Annotated in this window: 12 protein-coding genes; 11 read left to right on the top strand and 1 reads right to left on the bottom strand. The window is 41.9% G+C overall.

Translation table 11 applies throughout. The features are described 5' to 3' along the window. Positions 1 to 24: 24 nt before the first annotated feature. From glyQ to clpB, 8 genes are all read left to right on the top strand, one after another. Complete coding sequence (glyQ, locus tag GSR62_RS05150; RefSeq protein WP_004047915.1) at positions 25 to 942, top strand: glycine--tRNA ligase subunit alpha; 918 nt, start codon at positions 25 to 27, stop codon at positions 940 to 942. Further along, complete coding sequence (glyS, locus tag GSR62_RS05145) at positions 942 to 3,020, top strand: glycine--tRNA ligase subunit beta (RefSeq protein ID WP_066023944.1); 2,079 nt, start codon at positions 942 to 944, stop codon at positions 3,018 to 3,020. The genes glyQ and glyS overlap by 1 nt, the downstream gene beginning before the upstream one ends. 287 nt (positions 3,021 to 3,307) lie before the next feature. Beyond that, entirely contained in the window at positions 3,308 to 5,173 is a 1,866-nt protein-coding gene (gene dnaG, locus GSR62_RS05140) for a DNA primase (RefSeq protein ID WP_066023943.1), read from the top strand. 14 nt (positions 5,174 to 5,187) lie between these two features. After that, positions 5,188 to 6,312 carry an RNA polymerase sigma factor RpoD gene (gene rpoD / locus GSR62_RS05135; protein WP_035448208.1) on the top strand — a complete coding sequence of 375 codons (1,125 nt, stop codon included), beginning with the start codon at positions 5,188 to 5,190 and terminating at the stop codon, positions 6,310 to 6,312. A gap of 180 nt (positions 6,313 to 6,492) precedes the next feature. Continuing rightward, entirely contained in the window at positions 6,493 to 7,191 is a 699-nt protein-coding gene (locus GSR62_RS05130; RefSeq protein WP_035448210.1) for a tRNA (adenine(22)-N(1))-methyltransferase, read from the top strand. Further along, positions 7,184 to 8,299 (top strand): Nif3-like dinuclear metal center hexameric protein, encoded by a 1,116-nt coding sequence (locus tag GSR62_RS05125; RefSeq protein WP_035448212.1) that lies wholly within the window; start codon positions 7,184 to 7,186, stop codon positions 8,297 to 8,299. The genes GSR62_RS05130 and GSR62_RS05125 overlap by 8 nt, the downstream gene beginning before the upstream one ends. An 18-nt stretch (positions 8,300 to 8,317) precedes the next feature. Beyond that, a complete protein-coding gene (gene pepT / locus GSR62_RS05120; RefSeq protein ID WP_035448214.1) occupies positions 8,318 to 9,562 on the top strand; it encodes a peptidase T in 1,245 nt (414 codons plus the stop codon). 52 nt (positions 9,563 to 9,614) lie between these two features. Beyond that, a complete protein-coding gene (gene clpB / locus GSR62_RS05115) occupies positions 9,615 to 12,212 on the top strand; it encodes an ATP-dependent chaperone ClpB (RefSeq protein WP_035448217.1) in 2,598 nt (865 codons plus the stop codon). Between the two features lie 36 nt (positions 12,213 to 12,248). On the opposite strand, the gene GSR62_RS05110 is transcribed toward clpB, so the two are convergent. Further along, complete coding sequence (locus GSR62_RS05110) at positions 12,249 to 12,446, bottom strand: YjzD family protein (RefSeq protein ID WP_004047900.1); 198 nt, start codon at positions 12,444 to 12,446, stop codon at positions 12,249 to 12,251. 336 nt (positions 12,447 to 12,782) lie between these two features. On the opposite strand from GSR62_RS05110, the gene dnaE reads away from it, so the two are divergent. The 3 genes from dnaE (at position 12,783) to pyk (ending at position 19,053) form a co-directional block, all read left to right on the top strand. Then, positions 12,783 to 16,088 (top strand): DNA polymerase III subunit alpha, encoded by a 3,306-nt coding sequence (gene dnaE, locus GSR62_RS05105; protein WP_066023942.1) that lies wholly within the window; start codon positions 12,783 to 12,785, stop codon positions 16,086 to 16,088. Positions 16,089 to 16,216: 128 nt separating this feature from the next. Beyond that, positions 16,217 to 17,179 (top strand): 6-phosphofructokinase, encoded by a 963-nt coding sequence (gene pfkA, locus GSR62_RS05100; RefSeq protein ID WP_010689116.1) that lies wholly within the window; start codon positions 16,217 to 16,219, stop codon positions 17,177 to 17,179. A gap of 113 nt (positions 17,180 to 17,292) precedes the next feature. After that, a complete protein-coding gene (pyk, locus tag GSR62_RS05095; RefSeq protein ID WP_010689115.1) occupies positions 17,293 to 19,053 on the top strand; it encodes a pyruvate kinase in 1,761 nt (586 codons plus the stop codon). The last annotated feature ends 111 nt before the right edge of the window (positions 19,054 to 19,164 follow it).

Genomic DNA, 19,164 nt, shown 5'->3' with positions numbered 1-19,164 from the left:
AAATAAATCTTTGGAGGCAAAAAGATGGCAGATAAATTGTCAATGCAAGATATTATTTTGACATTACAACAGTTTTGGGCAAAGCAAGGCTGTATGTTAATGCAATCCTATGATACAGAAAAAGGGGCTGGTACGATGAGTCCCTATACTTTCTTACGTGCGATCGGACCAGAACCTTGGAACGTTGCCTATGTTGAACCTTCACGTCGCCCAGCTGACGGTCGTTATGGTGAAAACCCTAATCGTTTATACCAACATCATCAATTCCAAGTGATCATGAAACCTTCGCCAGACAACATCCAAGAACTTTATTTGGATAGTTTACGTGCCTTAGGGATCGATCCTTTAGAACATGATATTCGGTTTGTTGAAGATAACTGGGAAAACCCATCAATGGGTTGTGCCGGTGTTGGTTGGGAAGTTTGGCTCGACGGGATGGAGATCACCCAATTTACTTATTTCCAACAAGTCGGGGGCTTAGAAGTTCGTCCAGTTGCCGTTGAAGTAACTTATGGGCTCGAACGTTTATCCTCTTACATTCAAGACGTTAATTCAGTATTTGAGCTTGAATGGGCCGATGGAGTCAAATACGGTGATATCTTCAAAGAACCTGAATTTGAACATTCCAAGTATTCATTTGAAGAAAGCAACCAAGAGATGTTGTTTGAATTATTTGACACTTATGAAAAAGAAGCTAAAAAGCAGATCGAAAATGGTCTAGTTCACCCAGCTTATGACTATATCCTAAAATGTAGCCATACCTTTAACTTATTAGATGCTCGTGGTGCAGTTTCTGTAACTGAACGTGCTGGTTATTTATCACGGATCAGAAATATGGCTCGAATGGTCGCTCGGGCTTTTGTGGCTGAACGTAAGAAATTGGGTTATCCATTGATCAAAGATGAAGCTTTACGCGCTAAATTGTTAGAGGAGGACAAATAATGGCACATACATTTTTGTTAGAGATCGGATTAGAAGAGATCCCAGCTCATGTCGTTACACCAAGTAGCCAACAATTGGTCAAAAAGATGATGGCATTTTTAGAAGAAAATCGCTTAGACTTTGATGAGATCAAAGCTTACTCAACTCCAAGGCGTTTAGCACTCAAGGTCTTAGGCTTAGCTGATAAGCAAGCTGACATTGAAGAAGAAGCTAAAGGTCCAGCTAAAAAGATCGCTTTGGATGCCGAAGGAAACTGGTCTAAAGCTGCTCAAGGCTTTTCTCGGGGGCAAGGTTGCACGCCAGATGATATCTTTTTTAAGGAATTAAAAGGGGTCGAATATGCTTACGTTAAGAAATTCATTCCTGGTAAGAGCGCTAAAGAAGTTTTAAGTGATGTCAAAGACGTCGTGATGGATCTTAAGTTCCCAACGATGATGCGCTGGAGCACTAATGATTTTGAATACGTGCGTCCGATCAAGTGGCTAGTATCCTTGTTGGATAAAGAAGTCGTAGATTTTGAGATCTTAAACGTTAAGGCTGGACACCAAACGTTGGGTCATCGTTTCTTGGGTAAGGCGATCGAGCTTACTGATGCTAATGACTATCCAGCTGCTTTAGAACCACAAATGGTGATCGCTGATGCCAAGAAACGTAAAGAAATGATCGTTTCGCAGATCAATGAGCTTGCACAACAAAATAATTGGCAAGTAGTGATCGATCCAGAGTTGTTAGAAGAAGTTAATAATTTGGTCGAATATCCAACTGTCTTTGCTGGAAACTTTGATCAAAAATACCTAATGATCCCAGATGCTGTTTTGATCACCTCCATGAAAGATCATCAACGTTTCTTCTACGTAACCGATGAAGCTGGTAACTTGTTACCAAACTTTATCTCGGTGCGTAACGGGAACCAAGCTCATTTGGAAAATGTGATCGCCGGTAACGAAAAAGTGTTGACGGCACGCTTAGAAGACGCTGCTTTCTTCTATGAAGAAGATCAAAAACAAACGATCGCAGATTATGTTGAACGTTTGAAGAAGGTAATGTTTCACGATAAGATCGGCACGATCTACGAAAAGATGGAACGTGTTCACTTGATCGCACATTACTTAGGTGAAAAATTAGGCTTAAGTGACCAAGAATTAGCCGATCTTGATCGTGCAAGTCAGATCTATAAATTTGACTTAGTAACTGGAATGGTCGGTGAATTTTCTGAATTGCAAGGTGTCATGGGTGAGATCTATGCTAGATTGCAAGGTGAAAATGAAGCAGTCTGTGTTGCAATGCGTGAAGAGTATCTTCCAACTAGTGCTGAAGGTGAATTACCACAGACAAATGTTGGGGCAGTCTTATCGATCGCTGATAAAATCGATAGCATCCAAGCCTTCTTTAGTGCAGGGATGTTGCCAAGTGGTTCTAATGATCCTTATGCTTTGCGTCGTCAAGCTTTAGGTATCGTTCGGATCGCTTTAGCTAAAGGTTGGGCCCTTTCAACCCCATTGTTACAAGCAGCAGTTGAAGCCGCTTATGCTAAACGCCCAGATCTATACGAAAAGATCGCTCCTGCTGAAAATAAAGCTATGATCCAAGATTTCATCGCAGATCGCTTGCAACAGATCTTGAATGGACCAAACTTACGGCATGATGTGCTTGAAGCAGTAATGGCTAATAAAGCTAATGCATTTACATTGGCTCAAAAAGCCGCTGATCTTTTGGTGCAACATTTAACAGATGAAGACTTCAAAGAAAATATCGAAGCTTTGACTAGAGCAAGTCGCTTAGCTAAGAAATTAGATGATCAAAGTGATCTTACTGTTGATACAGCATTATTTGAAAACGAAGCTGAACAAGGTCTTTATGAAGCCGTTGAAGCAGTTAGAAAAGACTTCAAAGCAGCTGATCTTGAAACTAAATTTATTGCTTTGAAGAACTTACGTGAACCGATCAATGCTTATTTTGAAAAGACGATGGTCATGGCCGATGATGAAAAGGTCAAGTTGAATCGTTTGCGTCAATTAGCACAGATCGCACGTTTGACAGCTGTCTTTGGTGCTTTAGATGCCTTGAATACTAAATAATTTTTCTAAGAGTGAGTCTAGTTTTTAGACTTGCTCTTTTTTTCGAGCAATTATGTTGTCTAAGAGCAATGGTACAGCGTATTATTTAGATGTAAAAAAGTTGAAGGATAATTATTTTGTAATAATGCTTGTCAAAGACATGTCAATTTGATATAGTGATTGTTTACGTTTACTCTTGCAATAAAGATATATCTATTATAAAATTAGTATCGGTATAATTTTTATTATGAAAGGTCGTGCTTTGGTGTGCGACCTTTCGTAACTATATTTAAAAATGGGGTGAGGCCGTGGTAAGTCAACGTAGGATACCGACTGATGTGATCGATCAGATCAGATCGGATGTCAATATTTTGGATATCATAGGCCAATATGTCCAGTTACACCGCTCAGGGAGCAATTGGTTCGGATTGTGTCCCTTCCATACAGAAAAAACGGGCTCATTTTCTGTGAATGAACCCAAGCAGTTCTTCCACTGTTTTTCATGTGGTCGCGGGGGAAATGTTTTCAAATTCTTGATGGAGATCGAGGATCTGACATTTCCGGAAGCAGTTTATCGCACAGCTGAGTTAGCCGGGATCGAGCTTGATGCTAAGTATTTACCGCAAAATATTGCTGGTGCAGAAGATACTCAGTCTGAGACCGGTAGATTAAAGCAGCTTTATGCGCAAGCAGGGCAGTTATATCATCACATCTTAGTAAATACTAAGTTAGGACAGCCAGCTTTGGATTATCTGCATGAACGTGGTCTAAGTGATGAGCTGATTGCAGAGTTTCAGTTGGGGTATGCACCTCAAGCTGAGATCTTACAAGCCTTTTTTCATGAAAAAAAGCTTGATGATTATCAAACTTTGCGAAAATCGGGTCTGTTTAGCGAACGTGAAGGTGAAAATCTAGCTGAACGTTTCAATGATCGGATCATGTTTCCGATCAGAAATCAAACTGGACAGATCATTGCTTTTTCAGGTCGACTTTTGACACCTGATAAGAAATTGCCTAAATATCTCAACTCACCCGAGGGGATCTTATTTAATAAGCGTAAAGTTCTCTTTAACTTTGATAAGGCTAAAAAGACGATCAGACATGAAAGTAAAGTCTATCTATTTGAGGGCTTTATGGATGTTTTAGCAGCATGGCGGGCTGGGATCAAAAATGGTGTAGCCTCGATGGGGACGAGTTTAACGAGTGAGCAGATCTATCTTTTAGAGCAAACGGCAAGTAAGCTCTATATCTGTTATGATGGTGATCTTCCAGGGCGTAAGGCTACCAAGCGGGCCTTGGAGTTGATCGCACCATTGAGCAAGTTTGAGCTTGGAACGATCTTATTACCTGAAAAGCTTGATCCAGATGAGTATGTTCGCAAATACGGTCCAGAAAATTTTAAAGATTTTGTGACGTCACATGAACGCACTGAATTAGAATTTTATTTGGAGTATTTTCGGGCAGGGCGTAATCTTGAGACTGAAAGTGATCAATTAGCGTATATCACAGATGTATTAGAGAGAGTTGCACAGGTCAAAGATCCACTGGCGCGCGATCTGACCATCAATCGTTTAGCCAAAGAGTTTGAGCTAGATAAGAACAATTTAACTAGTCAACTTCAGGTTTTGATGCAACAGGTCCAATCAGAACAACTCAAACAAGATCAAGCAAATTCACTCAAGCGCTCGGATAAGGTCGTCTATAGTACCCAACAGCGTCAAGAAAAAAAACGCTATACCCCGGCTGAACAAGCCGAAAGATTATTATTGTATCGTTTGTTACATGAACATGATGTCTTTTTACGCATCAAGGGTCTAGCTGATTTTTCGTTTATCCATGAAGATTATGAAACGATCTTTTTATTAGCTGATGGATACTTTGACCGTTATTCTGAGTATGAAAGTGCAAGCTTTTTAGACTTTTTAAAAGATGAACATTTAAGGCAGATCATCATCTCACTTGAATTAGGTGATTATGGTGAATCAAACGAACAAGAGATCAGTGATTGTCTAGCATTTATCATGCAGCATTCCCCGTTAGAAGAGCAGATCAAGGCGGTCGAAGCCCAATTAGAGCAAGCCAAACGTTTGGGAGATGCCAAAGCGATCATGGAACAGACGACAAAACTGATCGAATTATTGAAAAAAAAGCAGACAGAGAAGTCAATCATTTAAGGGAGGCCTCTATTTTGGCAGAAGAGAAAAAAAATACGAATTTCGATGCGGTGGCATATAAGAAAGCATTGCGTGAGTTATTACGTGAGTATAAACCAAAAAAAGAAATCAGATATGATGAATTGACTGATAAAATGGTAACGCCATTTCACTTAGATGCCGAACAAATGGACAGTTTGATCGTGCGGGTCGAAGATGCTGGGATCTCAGTTGTGGATGAAAATGGTGATCCAAGTGAACTCAGCTTGAAGAAAGCCAGTCATGAAGAAAAAGAATTAGCAAAAAGTGACTTATCAGCTCCATCTGGCGTTAAGATCAATGATCCAGTTCGGATGTACCTTAAAGAAATTGGCCGTGTCAATCTCTTGACTGCTGACGAAGAAGTGGCTTTAGCTTTACGGATCGAAGAAGGCGACGAAGAAGCTAAGCAACGTTTGGCGGAAGCAAACTTGCGCTTGGTCGTTTCGATCGCTAAGCGCTATGTGGGGCGTGGAATGTCATTTCTTGACTTGATCCAAGAAGGTAACATGGGCTTGATGAAAGCCGTTGAAAAATTTGACTATCGTAAGGGATTCAAATTCTCAACTTATGCAACTTGGTGGATCAGACAAGCGATCACACGTGCGATCGCTGATCAAGCTCGGACGATCCGGATCCCTGTGCACATGGTAGAAACGATCAATAAATTGATCCGCATCCAACGCCAAATGCTCCAAGATCTCGGACGTGAACCGATCCCTGAAGAAATCGGGGCTGAAATGAACATGCCGACCGAAAAAGTACGTGAGATCTTAAAGATCGCGCAAGAACCTGTTTCTTTAGAAACGCCGATCGGTGAAGAAGATGATTCGCATTTAGGTGATTTTATCGAAGATCAAGATGCGACAAGTCCAGCTGAACATGCAGCTTATGAATTATTAAAAGAACAGATCGAAAGTGTCTTAGATACTTTGACTGATCGTGAAGAAAATGTTTTACGTCTACGCTTTGGTCTAGATGATGGCCGGACACGAACTTTAGAAGAAGTTGGTAAAGTCTTTGGGGTCACGCGGGAACGTATCCGTCAGATCGAAGCCAAGGCTTTACGCAAATTGCGTCATCCTTCACGGTCTAAACAATTAAAAGACTTCTTAGAATAGGCTTTGTCAAAGGTCCGCCGATTTTGGGTGGACCTTTTTTTGTCGAGTCTAAAGATAAATGGTAAAATAATCCTTAAGAAACAACGTCAGCGGAAATAAAATGTGGCGCTGAGTCCAAAAAGTAGTAAATGAAAGGAATAGCTATATTTTCGGACCACATTTGGTATAGCTAATAGTAACATGGATGCACATCATCTTTCACAACGCCTCTTATGTGTGGCTGATCTGATCGAAAAAGGAGCACGCTTAGCGGATATCGGTTCGGATCATGCTTATTTACCAGCATATTTGGCTTTAAAGGGTCAAATTGAGTTTGGGATCGCTGGTGAAGTGGTCAAGGGTCCTTATGAAAATGCAAAGCAAGAGATCAAAAAAGAGGGGCTAGAAGATAAAGTCCAAGCTCGGTTGGCGGATGGCTTGAATGCGATCGAGTTAGCCGACCAGATCAATGTGATCACGATCTGCGGGATGGGTGGTACGTTGATCTGTGATATCTTGGAAGCTGGGAAGGACAAGTTAGTCGATCATCCACAGTTGATCTTGCAGCCTAATGTCGGTGAAGAAAACGTCAGACGTTGGCTGTTAGCTAATAATTATCAGATCACAGCTGAATATATCATGGAAGAAGATGGCCACATCTATGAAGTGATCGCAGCAAGCTATACTGATGAAAAACAAACTTTGACACCTGAAGCGTTACAGTTTGGACCTTATCTACTCCAAAAGAAAAATGCTGCTTTTCAAGCTAAATGGCAAAAAGAGATCGCTAAGTTAGAAACGATCTTAAAAGAATTGAATAAAGCAAATCAAGTTCCAGTCGCTAAAAAACAAGCGCTTGAAGCAAAAATAGCACAGATCGGAAGTGTTTTAAATGGTTAAAGTCAAAGATATCGTGGCTCGTTTTGAGGAATTTGCCCCCCAGCGGATCGCCGAAAAAAACGACCCGATCGGATTACAATTAGGCAGTCTCGAGCATGAAGTCAAAAAAATGATGGTCACCTTGGATGTCAGACCAGAAGTTGTGGAAGAGGCGATCGCAGCGGGGGTAGATTTTATTTTTGCCCATCATCCAGCGATGTTTGTTCCAGTAAAACATTTTGATCTAACCGATCCACAAAATCAAATGTATGCCAAACTCATCAAGCACGATATCACGGTCTATGCCGCCCACACCAATTTGGACAATGCTAACGGAGGTATGAATGATTGGTTAGCAGAAGCGTTGCATATTGAAGAAACAAAACCATTACTACCACCTAAAGCTGAAGTTTGGTATAAATTAGCGGTATTTGTTCCTGAAGAACATGCTACCATTTTACGTCAAGCCTTAGCTAAGGCTGGTGCGGGACATTTGGGCGATTATACGGCATGCTCATATTCTGTAAGTGGGACAGGTCGTTTTAGACCAGAAGCTGGTGCTGCCCCACATTTAGGAGAAGTCGGTCAAGTAAGCGAAGTAGCTGAAGAAAAAGTCGAAGTGGTTTTCCCAGCCAAAATAAAAGCCAAAGTTTTGCAGGCAATGCAAGCTGCGCATCCTTATGAAGAGATCGCTTTTGATCTATATCAAGTCGAAGGCCTTGGCCAAAGTACGGGGATGGGCCGCGTCGGTAAGTTGAGCACGTCGATGACAGTAAGCGAATATGCGGCGTTTTGTAAACAAGTTTTAGGCCTTCAGGGGTTGCGTTTAGTAGCTAAAGATCCTACAAGGGTAGTGGAACGCGTCGCCGTCTTAGGTGGTTCCGGCGCTAAATTTTATCCATTTGCTTTAAAAGCACAAGCTGATGTCTATGTTACAGGCGATGTCTCTTACCATACAGCTCATGATATGTATGAAAGTGGACTGGCAGTGATCGATCCTGGACATCATTTTGAAGCGATCTGTAAGCCTCACCTAAAACGACTCTTTACCCGTTGGAATGAGCAAAATACTTGGCAGATCGAGGTCGTTTCTTCTAAATTAAATACAGATCCATTCACATTCATCTAGCAGAAAAGAGGAATTTTAATGACAAAATATGATAAATTAGTACCGCGCTTTTTGGATTATGTTAAAGTCGAAACACGTTCCGATGAAAATTCGACGACGATCCCATCCACGCAGTCACAAGTTGAGTTCGCTAAAAAATTAGCGGCGGAATTGACGACGATTGGCTTAGAAAATGTCCGTATTTCAGATAAAAGTGGCTATGTTTTTGCTGAATTAAAGAGTAATTTAGCCGATGATACAGGTGTAAAAAAGGTCGGCTTTTTAGCTCATATGGATACGGCTGATTTTAATGCGACTGATGTAAAACCACAGATCGTTGAAAATTATGACGGGCAAAGTGATATCAAGTTGGATCCAGCTGGCAACTATGTCTTATCACCAGCCGAATTTCCAAGTTTGAAAAAATATCAAGGGCATACCTTGATCACCACAGATGGGTCAACTTTACTTGGGGCTGACGATAAAGCTGGGGTAGCTGAGATCATTACAGTCATGGAATATTTAGTGGCTCATCCCGAGATCAAACACGGCGATATCAAGATCGGGATCGGACCAGATGAAGAGATCGGTACTGGCTCACGGCAATTTGATGTGGCTGATTTTTGGGCTGATATTGCTTATACAGTCGATGGTGGTCCTTTAGGGGAATTGGAATATGAGACCTTTAATGGAGCTCAAGCCAAGGTCAAATTTATCGGTAAAGATGTTCATCCGGCGACCGCAAAGGGGATCATGGTCAATGCGATTCAGCTAGCAATGGATTTCCATGCTTTATTGCCTAAAGATGAAGTCCCTGAAAAAACAGAAGGACGCCAAGGATTTTTCCATGTACTTGATATGCAAGGCACAGTCGATCAAGCTAGTTTGACTTATATCATTCGTGATCACGATCATCAAAAATTTGAACAACGCAAACAATTGATGAAAGATATCGCAGCTAAATTAAATGAGAAATTGGGTCAAGAGCGCGTTGTACTTGAACTAAAGGATCAATACTACAACATGCGTGAAGTTATCGAAAAAGATATGACAGTCGTTGAACTTGCTGAACAGGCGATGAAAAATCTCGATATCACACCAGAGATCTATCCCGTCCGTGGAGGCACAGATGGCTCAACGATCTCATTTATGGGATTACCGACACCTAATATTTTTGCGGGGGGCGAAAACATGCATGCCCGCTATGAATATGTGTCTAAGCAAGTCATGGAACAAGCAGCTGACGTGATCTTAGAGATCATCAAGTTGGCAGCAACTAAATAGTTTTAAAGCGTGGCAAGTAAGTCGCGCTTATTTGTGAAATGGGGTAGTTAAGATGAATAATGAAGATAATTTGACTTCAGCAGTGCAAGCTGCATTGGGTGAAGCCCAACAGATCGCGATCACGCGTAAACAACAAGAGATCGATGTTGCTCACCTCTTTAAATTCTTAGTACAACCAGGTGAACTTGTCGGTGAGATCTATAAAAAAGCCGGGGTCGACCTTAAAGCCCTTGAACAAGAGATCGACCGTGTCTTAGATCAGTTACCAGTTATTTCAGGTAGCGTCCAATACGGTCAAGCCTTTAGCACGAAGTTATTACAACTCTTGCGTGATGCCGATGAGATCAAGCAAGAATTTAGTGATGAATATATTTCTTTGGATACTTTAGTCTTGGCTTTGATGAAACAGACTTATGATCCACTAGCACGTTGGTTGACCGAGCATGGTGCTACCGCTACTAAACTCCAACAGACCATCACTGAGATGCGAGCTGGCGAACGAGTAACTTCTAAGAATCAAGAAGAACAATACCAAGCTTTGGAAAAATATGGGGTCGATCTGGTCAAACAGGTACGGCAAGGTAAACAAGATCCTATCATCGGTCGCGACGAAGAGATCCGTGATGTAATCAGGATCTTGTCGCGGAAGACAAAAAACAATCCCGTCTTGATCGGGGAACCTGGGGTCGGTAAAACAGCGATCATCGAAGGTTTGGCTCAACGGATCGTTAGAAAAGATGTTCCCGATAATCTAAAAGACAAGACGATCTTTTCTTTAGATATGGGCTCTTTGATCGCGGGAGCTAAATACCGTGGCGAATTTGAAGAACGTTTGAAAGCTGTTTTAAAGGCTGTTACCAAGAGTCAAGGCCAGATCATCTTATTTATCGATGAGATCCATAATATTGTTGGCGCTGGTAAGACAGAAGGCAGTATGGATGCCGGTAATCTGTTGAAACCAATGCTTGCCCGTGGTGAACTGCATTTGATCGGGGCAACGACTTTAGACGAATATCGTGAGTATTTGGAAAAGGACAAAGCTTTAGAGCGCCGTTTCCAAAAAGTTTTGGTCAAAGAACCGACTGTTGAAGACACGATCTCGATCTTGCGGGGGTTAAAAGAACGCTATGAGATCCACCATGGTGTTTCGATCCATGATAGTGCCTTAGTGGCGGCAGCGACCTTATCTGATCGCTATATCACCGATCGTTTCTTGCCCGATAAAGCGATCGATCTAGTCGATGAAGCTTGTGCTGAGATCAGAGTAGAAATGAATTCGATGCCGACCGAACTCGATCAGATCACGCGCCAATTGATGCGCCAAGAGGTCGAAGAAGCAGCTTTGAAAAAAGAATCTGACCCCGCTTCCAAGAAACGCTTAGCCGAAATGCAAAGTGAATTAGCTGAGTCGCGTGAGAAAGCTAATCAGTTGAAGATGCGCTGGGAAAGTGAAAAAGAAGATGTCCAAAAGATAAGTGATAAAAAATCTGAACTTGATCGGGCTAAGCATGAACTAGAAGAAGCGGAAAATAACTATGACCTTGAAAAAGCCGCTAAATTGCAACATGCTGTGATCCCAGAATTGGAAAAACAATTAGCCAAACTAGAGCAAGTAGAGCGTCCCGATAATTGGTTGGTCGAAGAATCCGTGACCGAAGAAGAGATCGCTTCAGTCGTTAGTCGGTTAACGGGTGTGCCTGTAGCCAAATTAGTTCAAGGTGAACGGCAAAAGCTCTTACATTTAGCCGAGAACCTGCATAAGCGCGTGATCGGTCAAGATGAAGCCGTTGACGCGGTCTCAAATGCAGTCCTACGTTCTCGTGCTGGGTTACAGGACCCATCTAAACCATTGGGCTCATTTATGTTTTTAGGGCCAACTGGGGTCGGTAAAACCGAATTAGCTAAAGCCTTAGCTGAAGATCTCTTTGATTCTGATAAGCATATGGTTCGGATCGATATGTCGGAATACATGGAAAAAGCCAATGTATCACGTTTGGTCGGAGCTGCTCCAGGGTATATCGGCTATGAAGAAGGCGGACAATTGACCGAAGCTGTTCGGCGTAATCCATACACGATCGTATTATTCGACGAGATCGAAAAAGCTCATCCTGATGTCTTTAACATCTTGTTGCAAGTTTTAGATGATGGACGTTTGACTGATGGTCAAGGGCGAACGGTCGATTTTAGAAATACGATTTTGATCTTAACGTCTAACTTAGGTTCAGAGATCTTATTGAATAATTTAGAAGCTGACGATAAGATCTCACCTGAGGCTAAAAAGCAAGTGTTAGATATTGCTAAGGCTCACTTTAAGCCGGAATTTCTCAATCGGATCGATGATATCATCATGTTTTCGCCATTGTCGCTCAAGGCTATTGGAAAGATCGTGGATAAATTCGTTGCGCAACTATCAAAACGACTTGAAGAACAAGAGATCAGCCTGACGATCAGTGATAGTGCTCGGCAATGGTTGGCTCAAAAAGGCTATGATCCTGCTTACGGAGCTCGTCCATTGCAACGCTTCATCACAAACCAAGTCGAAACGCCACTGGCACGTGAGATCATTTCAGGTGAGATCTTACCACACAGTAAAGTTGAGATCGATCTAAAGGATGGAAATTTAGTCTTTAATAAGACGGTTATTGAATAACAAAAAAACCGAGGCTACAAATAGTCTCGGTTTTTATTACTTATCAGTTTTCGTTGCCTTTTTTGGGCTTTTAACAAAAGCGAGTAGGCAATTTACGGCGATAAAGCCACCGACCATTGCGATCAGACCGCTTTGGAGTGGTTCAAAGGGACTACCGGAAAGTGCAGAGAGCACATAGCCGATAACTTCACCATAGATAAAGCCCCAAAAAAGAATTGTAAGTTGTTTTGCCATTTGACAACACCTCGCATTCTCACTAAGTAGTTTAGCACAAAGAATTTTAATTTACAACGGACGGCTAGGAGCAATTTTGGGAGACTGTCGCAGTTATCTGTACGGCATATCCCGCTTTTCTGCGCACTGTGTAGTCGTGCTCCAGAATGCAACTCCTGGAAAATAACAACGATCAAACTCCGAGGCAAAAAGCGCCTCATAGTTTGCTTGCCGTTATTTTTACGGAGCTAAACGCATTCTTGCGCACTGTGATAAAAGGCGAACGTATTTTTGAAAAGACACGGACAAATTTGTATAATTAAAACAAAGACTTTTATTAGAAAGGTGGCGGTCGTTTTGTTTGCTCCATTACAAGTTATCAGTGCTAACAGTTTGTTAAAGAGCACTTTACGTATCGAAGATTATGTCAAACGTGCTGCCGATTTAGGCTACCAGAGCCTCGTTTTAAGCGATATCGATGTGATGTATGGTGTCCTTGATTTTTATCATGCCTGTCAGAAATACCAGATCAAGCCGATCTTTGGGCTGACCTTAGAATTTGAAAATGACGCGAAACTGTTATTGATCGCCAAAAATAATACGGGCTACCACAATTTGCTCAAATTGTCTTCGCTAAAAATGACCACGTTCAAGCAAGAACTTCCAGAGCTAGAAGAATTTTTAAAAGCGGTCATGACATATAGCCAAGATCTCTTTATTATCTCACCAGCTAAGGAAAGCCTATTATTAAAATACTACGAACAAGCTGGTGAGATCTTGGAGCGCTTGAAACAGACACCGGTAGCTGGGGTCTATTTAGGGATCGATCCGCTCTTGTCTAAACAAGAATTATTAGCGATCAAATTATTAGCACAGCAAACGCAGACTGCGTTGATCGCTGCCAGTGCAGTTCATTATTTAGAACCAGCTGACTATTTTGAAGTCAAAGTTTTGCGGGCGATCGGTGAAGCAGAGAAGTTGAGCGGCGTCTGGAACAAGAAGAACACTTTAGGCAAAAACTATCTTAAAGATATCAGTCAATATCATGAAGAATATCGGGCTTTAGGACTGACAAAAGCCTTAGAGGCAAATGCTAGGCTGTGTGATCTAGCCCAAGTGATACTGGATTTCCCTAAGACTAAATTGCCTCATTTTAAGACACCTAATGGGATGAGTGCTAAAGCTTATTTACAAAAACTTTGTCAAGAAGGGTTGCGACAACGGTTAGTAGCTGATCAGATAACCGAGACCAAGCCGTATTTTGACCGCTTGAAACAAGAATTAGCCGTGATCGATGCGATGGGCTTTGATGATTATTTTTTGATCGTTTGGGATGTCACTAATTATGCGCATAACAACCAGACCCGGATCGGACCAGGGCGAGGCTCGGCGGCTGGGTCGTTAGTTTCATATGTTTTAAAGATCACTGATGTCGACCCTTTGCGGTATGGTTTGTTATTTGAACGTTTCTTGAATCCCGAGCGCGCCCAAATGCCAGATATCGATCTGGATATCCCAGATACTAAACGTGATCAGATCATCAAATACGTACACCAAAAATATGGCCATGAACATATGGCTCAGATCATAACCTTTGGAACTTTGGGGGCACGGCAAGCGATCCGTGACGTTGCTCGAGTCATGGGGTTGACGAGTTTTGAGATCGATGAGTGGTCAAAAGCATTGCCGCATAAGTTTAAACTGACCTTAAAAGAGGCATATCAAGAATCACAAAAGGTCAAAAATTTGATCGCTGATAGTCAAAGAAATGAATTGTTGTTCAAAACAGCCCTTAAATTAGAGGGGCTACCGCGTCATTATTCAACGCATGCTGCAGGGGTGATCTTGAGTGATGAAGTCTTGAGCGACTTGATCCCTGTTCAATTAGGGACCGATCAGATCTTGTTATCTCAGTTTGCTAAGGGCCAAGTCGAAGAAGCTGGCTTATTGAAGATCGACTTTTTAGGCCTACGGAATTTGACGATCTTAGATAATGCACTCAAATTTGTCCGCAAGGGTTATCAAGAAAAATTAGATCTAAAACAGATCTCTTTAGATGATCCTTTGACTTTACGGCTCTTTCAAGCAGGACAGACAAATGGCGTCTTTCAATTTGAATCGACGGGGATCAAGAATGTTTTACGGCGTCTACATCCAACTTCATTTGAAGATGTTGCTGCGGTCAATGCCTTATATCGTCCGGGGCCGATCGGAAATATCGATGAATTTATTGCGCGTAAATATGGGCAACATCCTGTTAGCTATCCAGAAAAAAGTTTACAGCCGATCCTAGCTAAAACTTATGGGATCATGGTCTATCAAGAACAAGTCATGCAAGTTGCGTCAGCGATGGGGGGCTTTAGCTTAGGTGAAGCCGACCTCTTGCGCCGGGCGATCAGTAAAAAAGATCAACTAAAGATCGATAAATTGCAAGAGCGCTTTGTCATGGGTGCTAAAGCTAAAGGGTACACAGTCGCTAGTGCGCTAGAGGTCTATGAGTACATGAAACGCTTTGGTAATTACGGTTTTAACCGGTCCCACGCGGTCGCATATTCTAAAATGGCGTTTGAGTTAGCCTATCTTAAGAGCCATTATCCGGCTGCTTTTTTTGCGGCTCTATTGAATTCAGTGATCGGAAACGATAATAAGTTAAAAGAATATCTAGGTGAGATGCGCCAATTCAAGTTGCAAGTTGCTGGTCCAGATATCAACACCAGTCAGCTCTATTTTTCACTCAAAGACAAAAAAGTCGTCTTCGGCCTAGGCTTGATCAAAACTTTACGCGGTGATCTGGTCAAAGCGATCTTACAAGAACGGCGACAAAACGGTAATTTCAAGAGTTTAGCCGATCTTATCCGACGTTTGGATAAAAAACTCTTAAAAGAAGAACAACTTAAAGCCTTGATCTATGCTGGCGCCTTTGATCAAATAGAATCAGATCGAAGCAAACTATTATCACAATTACCGATGGTGTTGAGCAATATCGCTTTGAGCGGTGAAAATCAGACTTTGTTTGAGATGTTAGCACCTAAAGAAGAAAAGACGACTGAAACGCTCTCGACGGCTGAGCTTTTAGAAAAGGAATTTTATTACTTAGGGACGTATTTGTCGGGGCATCCAGTCGAAAAGTATGCTTGGCTACGTCAAAGGCAACACGCAAAATTATTGGCGGAGCTTATTCCGAATGAAACGGTCAAGACAGTCGTTTATGTTAAAAATAAGCGGGTGATCCGAACTAAAAAAGGTGAGCAGATGGCCTTTTTGCAGGTTGCTGATGAGAGTGGTGAAACTGAATTGGTGATCTTTCCGCGGGAATACCGCCGCTTTGCGACATTATGTGAACCCCAAAGCATCTTGCTAGTAAGTGGAAAAGTTGAGTTGCGCAATGAAAGAAAGAGTATCTTAGTTTCAGAGCTGGCTGCTGCAGCTGATATCAAAGAGCAATATTACTATTTACGTTTAGAACGATCACTAGCCAAGGGGACACGCCAGCAACTCTGGCGGATCTTGCGGGCTCATCATGGGGATGTTCCTGTAATCATAATCGAAGAAAATGAGAACAGGAAAATAATTTTGCAAGAAAATTTATGGTTGCGCCCAGATGAAAGCACGAAAGAAGCGCTAACAACCTTGTTAGGTAGCAAAAATGTCGTTTTGAAGTAATGAAAATTCATGAAAACTGCTTTTAAATTATTGGTGAAAATGCAATTTTTTACAAGACAACGGCGCTCAAAAGTGATAAGATTACATTTGGAGAATGTAGTACTACAATTATTACTTGAGGTGAAGAAATGAAACGCATTGGTATTTTAACAAGCGGTGGCGATGCCTCCGGGATGAACGCTGCTGTACGTGCGATTGCTCGTTCCGCTATGAATGCGGGTCTTGAAGCTTATGGTGTCAACTATGGCTACAAGGGTCTTGTTGAAGGTAACATCTTCAAGATGGAATCTTCCCAATTGGACGGTATCATCAATCGTGGTGGCACCATTCTTTACTCTGCACGTTTCCCAGAATTTGCAGAAGAAGAAGTACAATTAAAAGCGATCGAACAACTTAAAAAGTTTGGGATCGATGCTTTAGTTGTTATTGGTGGCGACGGTTCTTACCACGGTGCTTTGAAACTTACAAAGCATGGCTTTAACTCGATCGGTGTTCCAGGAACGATCGATAACGATATTCCAGGAACTGATTTCACGATCGGTTTTGATACAGCTGTCAACGTGGCAACAGATGCTTTAGATCGCATCAATGATACAGCAACATCACACCAACGTGTCTTTGTTGTTGAAGTTATGGGTCGTGGCGCTGGGGATATTGCATTATGGTCTGGGATCGCAGCCGGAGCAGATGCAATCGTTATTCCAGAACGCGATTATGACGTCAAAGCAATTGCTGACAAGTTGACTAAGAACCGTGAACAAGGTAAAGATCATGGCTTGATCGTCTTGGCTGAAGGCGTAATGTCTGCTAAAGACTTCAAGGAAGAACTTGACAAGCACGGTGACTTCGATAGTCGTGCAATTACTTTGGGCCACATTCAACGTGGTGGCGTACCAACTGCTAAAGACCGCGTATTAGCTAGTCGCTTCGGTGATTATGCTGTTCGTTTATTGCTTGAAGGCAAGGGTGGTTTAGCTATCGGTATTCGCGACAACCAACTTGTTGCAACTGATATCATCGATACTTTAGAAAACCACAAGCATGTGACAGACGTGTCATTGCTTGACTTGAACGAACGTTTGAGCTTCTAAAGTAGCAACTTATAGGTAGAGTTGAAACTACCTTAACGGGTAACTGTTTAAACTTTTGATATTTCAACGTAAAATGCAGAGCATTTAAGATTTTCAAAGGAGAGAATTAACTCATGAAAAAGACCAAGATCGTAAGTACACTTGGACCAGCTAGTTCAGATTTAGATACAATTTGCAAATTGATCGAAGCAGGCGCTAACGTCTTCCGCTTCAACTTCTCTCATGGTGACCATGAAGAACATTTAGGCCGTATGAACCTTGTGCGTGAAGCTGAAAAGGTTACTGGTAAGATGGTTGGTATCATGCTTGATACAAAGGGTGCTGAAATCCGTACAACTGTTCAACAAGGTGGCAAGCTTCACTTCAACATCGGCGACGAAGTTCGTATCTCTATGGATGCTTCTATCGAAGGTACAAAAGAAAAGATCGCTGTTACTTATGCTGACTTATACGATGACGTTCATGAAGGTGGCCACGTATTATTTGATGATGGTTTGATCGACATGAAGATCGAAAAGAAAGACGAAGCAAACCGCGAATTAGTATGTACAGTTCTTAACGAAGGTACACTTGGTTCACGTAAAGGTGTTAACGCTCCTGGCGTTTCCATCAACTTACCTGGTATCACAGAAAAAGATGCTGACGATATCCGCTTTGGTTTGGATAACGAAATCAACTTTATCGCTGCTTCCTTCGTACGTAAGCCTCAAGACGTTTTAGATATTCGTGAATTATTAGAAGAGAAGAACATGGAACATGTTCAAATCTTCCCTAAGATCGAATCTCAAGAAGGTATCGATAACTTTGATGAAATCTTGAAAGTTTCTGATGGTTTGATGATCGCTCGTGGTGACATGGGTGTTGAAATCCCAGCAGAAAACGTTCCTTTGGTACAAAAAGCATTGATCAAGAAGTGTAACGCTGCTGGTAAAGCTGTTATCACAGCTACACAAATGCTTGATTCTATGCAAGAAAACCCACGTCCTACACGTGCTGAAGCTTCTGACGTTGCTAACGCTGTGTTTGACGGTACAGATGCAACAATGCTTTCTGGTGAATCTGCAAACGGTGACTACCCAGTTGAAGCTGTTGCAACAATGGCTCGTATCGACGTTAAAGCTGAAAATGCATTACGTCAACACAAGTCATTCTCATTGAACGAATTTGACAAGACAGACGTTACAGAAGCAATCGGCCGTGCCGTTGCTGAAGCAGCTGACAACTTGAACATCAAGACGATCGTTGCTGCTACAAAATCTGGTCACACAGCTCGTATGATCTCCAAGTACCGTCCAGATGCTGACATCTTGGCAGTTACATTTGACGAACGTACACGCCGTGGTTTGTCTGTAAACTGGGGTGTATTCCCTGTTGTTGCTGAAACACCAGGTTCAACAGACGAAATGTTCAACTTGGCAACAGAAAAAGCTAAAGAAGCTGGCTTTGCTAAGGAAGGCGATTTGATCTTGATCACAGCTGGTGTTCCAGTTGGTGAAAAGGGTACAACTAATGTTATGAAGATCCAATTGATCGGTTCTAAATTAGTTGAAGGCCAAGGTGTTGGTGACGAAACTGTTATCGGCAAGGCTGTTGTAGCTACATCTGCTGCTGAAGCTAACGAAAAAGCTGTTGAAGGTGCAGTTCTTGTAACAAAGACAACTGACAAAGACTACTTACCAGCTATCGAAAAAGCATCTGCTTTGATCGTTGAAAACGGTGGTTTAACATCACATGCTGCTGTTGTAGGTATCTCAATGGGTATTCCTGTTGTTGTTGGTGCTGCAAACGCAACTGAATTGATTGCTGACGGTGAAGTTGTAACAGTTGATTCTCGTCGTGGTATTGTTTACCATGGTGCATCAAACGCACTTTAAGCCGAACGCTTAACAAATTTAAAATAAATAACTAGTTATCGGACCCGCTTCATTTGAGGCGGGTCTTTTTGTATGACTTTATCCAGCTAGCTTTTTGTGCTATGCTAAAAT

The organism is Ligilactobacillus animalis (genome assembly GCF_009933595.1).
Lineage (GTDB): Bacteria > Bacillota > Bacilli > Lactobacillales > Lactobacillaceae > Ligilactobacillus > Ligilactobacillus animalis.
Note: the sequence above shows the minus strand (reverse complement) of the source record. Positions and strands in the feature narration are given on the sequence as shown.

What these genes read in the sequence shown, in the direction of transcription:
- pyk (WP_010689115.1), top strand. Translation starts at nt 17,293, where the DNA reads ATGAAAAAGACCAAGATCGTAAGTACACTTGGACCAGCTAGTTCAGAT.
- glyQ (WP_004047915.1), top strand. Translation starts at nt 25, where the DNA reads ATGGCAGATAAATTGTCAATGCAAGATATTATTTTGACATTACAACAG.
- glyS (WP_066023944.1), top strand. Translation starts at nt 942, where the DNA reads ATGGCACATACATTTTTGTTAGAGATCGGATTAGAAGAGATCCCAGCT.
- GSR62_RS05125 (WP_035448212.1), top strand. Translation starts at nt 7,184, where the DNA reads ATGGTTAAAGTCAAAGATATCGTGGCTCGTTTTGAGGAATTTGCCCCC.
- GSR62_RS05110 (WP_004047900.1), bottom strand. Translation starts at nt 12,446, where the DNA reads ATGGCAAAACAACTTACAATTCTTTTTTGGGGCTTTATCTATGGTGAA.
- pepT (WP_035448214.1), top strand. Translation starts at nt 8,318, where the DNA reads ATGACAAAATATGATAAATTAGTACCGCGCTTTTTGGATTATGTTAAA.
- pfkA (WP_010689116.1), top strand. Translation starts at nt 16,217, where the DNA reads ATGAAACGCATTGGTATTTTAACAAGCGGTGGCGATGCCTCCGGGATG.
- GSR62_RS05130 (WP_035448210.1), top strand. Translation starts at nt 6,493, where the DNA reads ATGGATGCACATCATCTTTCACAACGCCTCTTATGTGTGGCTGATCTG.
- clpB (WP_035448217.1), top strand. Translation starts at nt 9,615, where the DNA reads ATGAATAATGAAGATAATTTGACTTCAGCAGTGCAAGCTGCATTGGGT.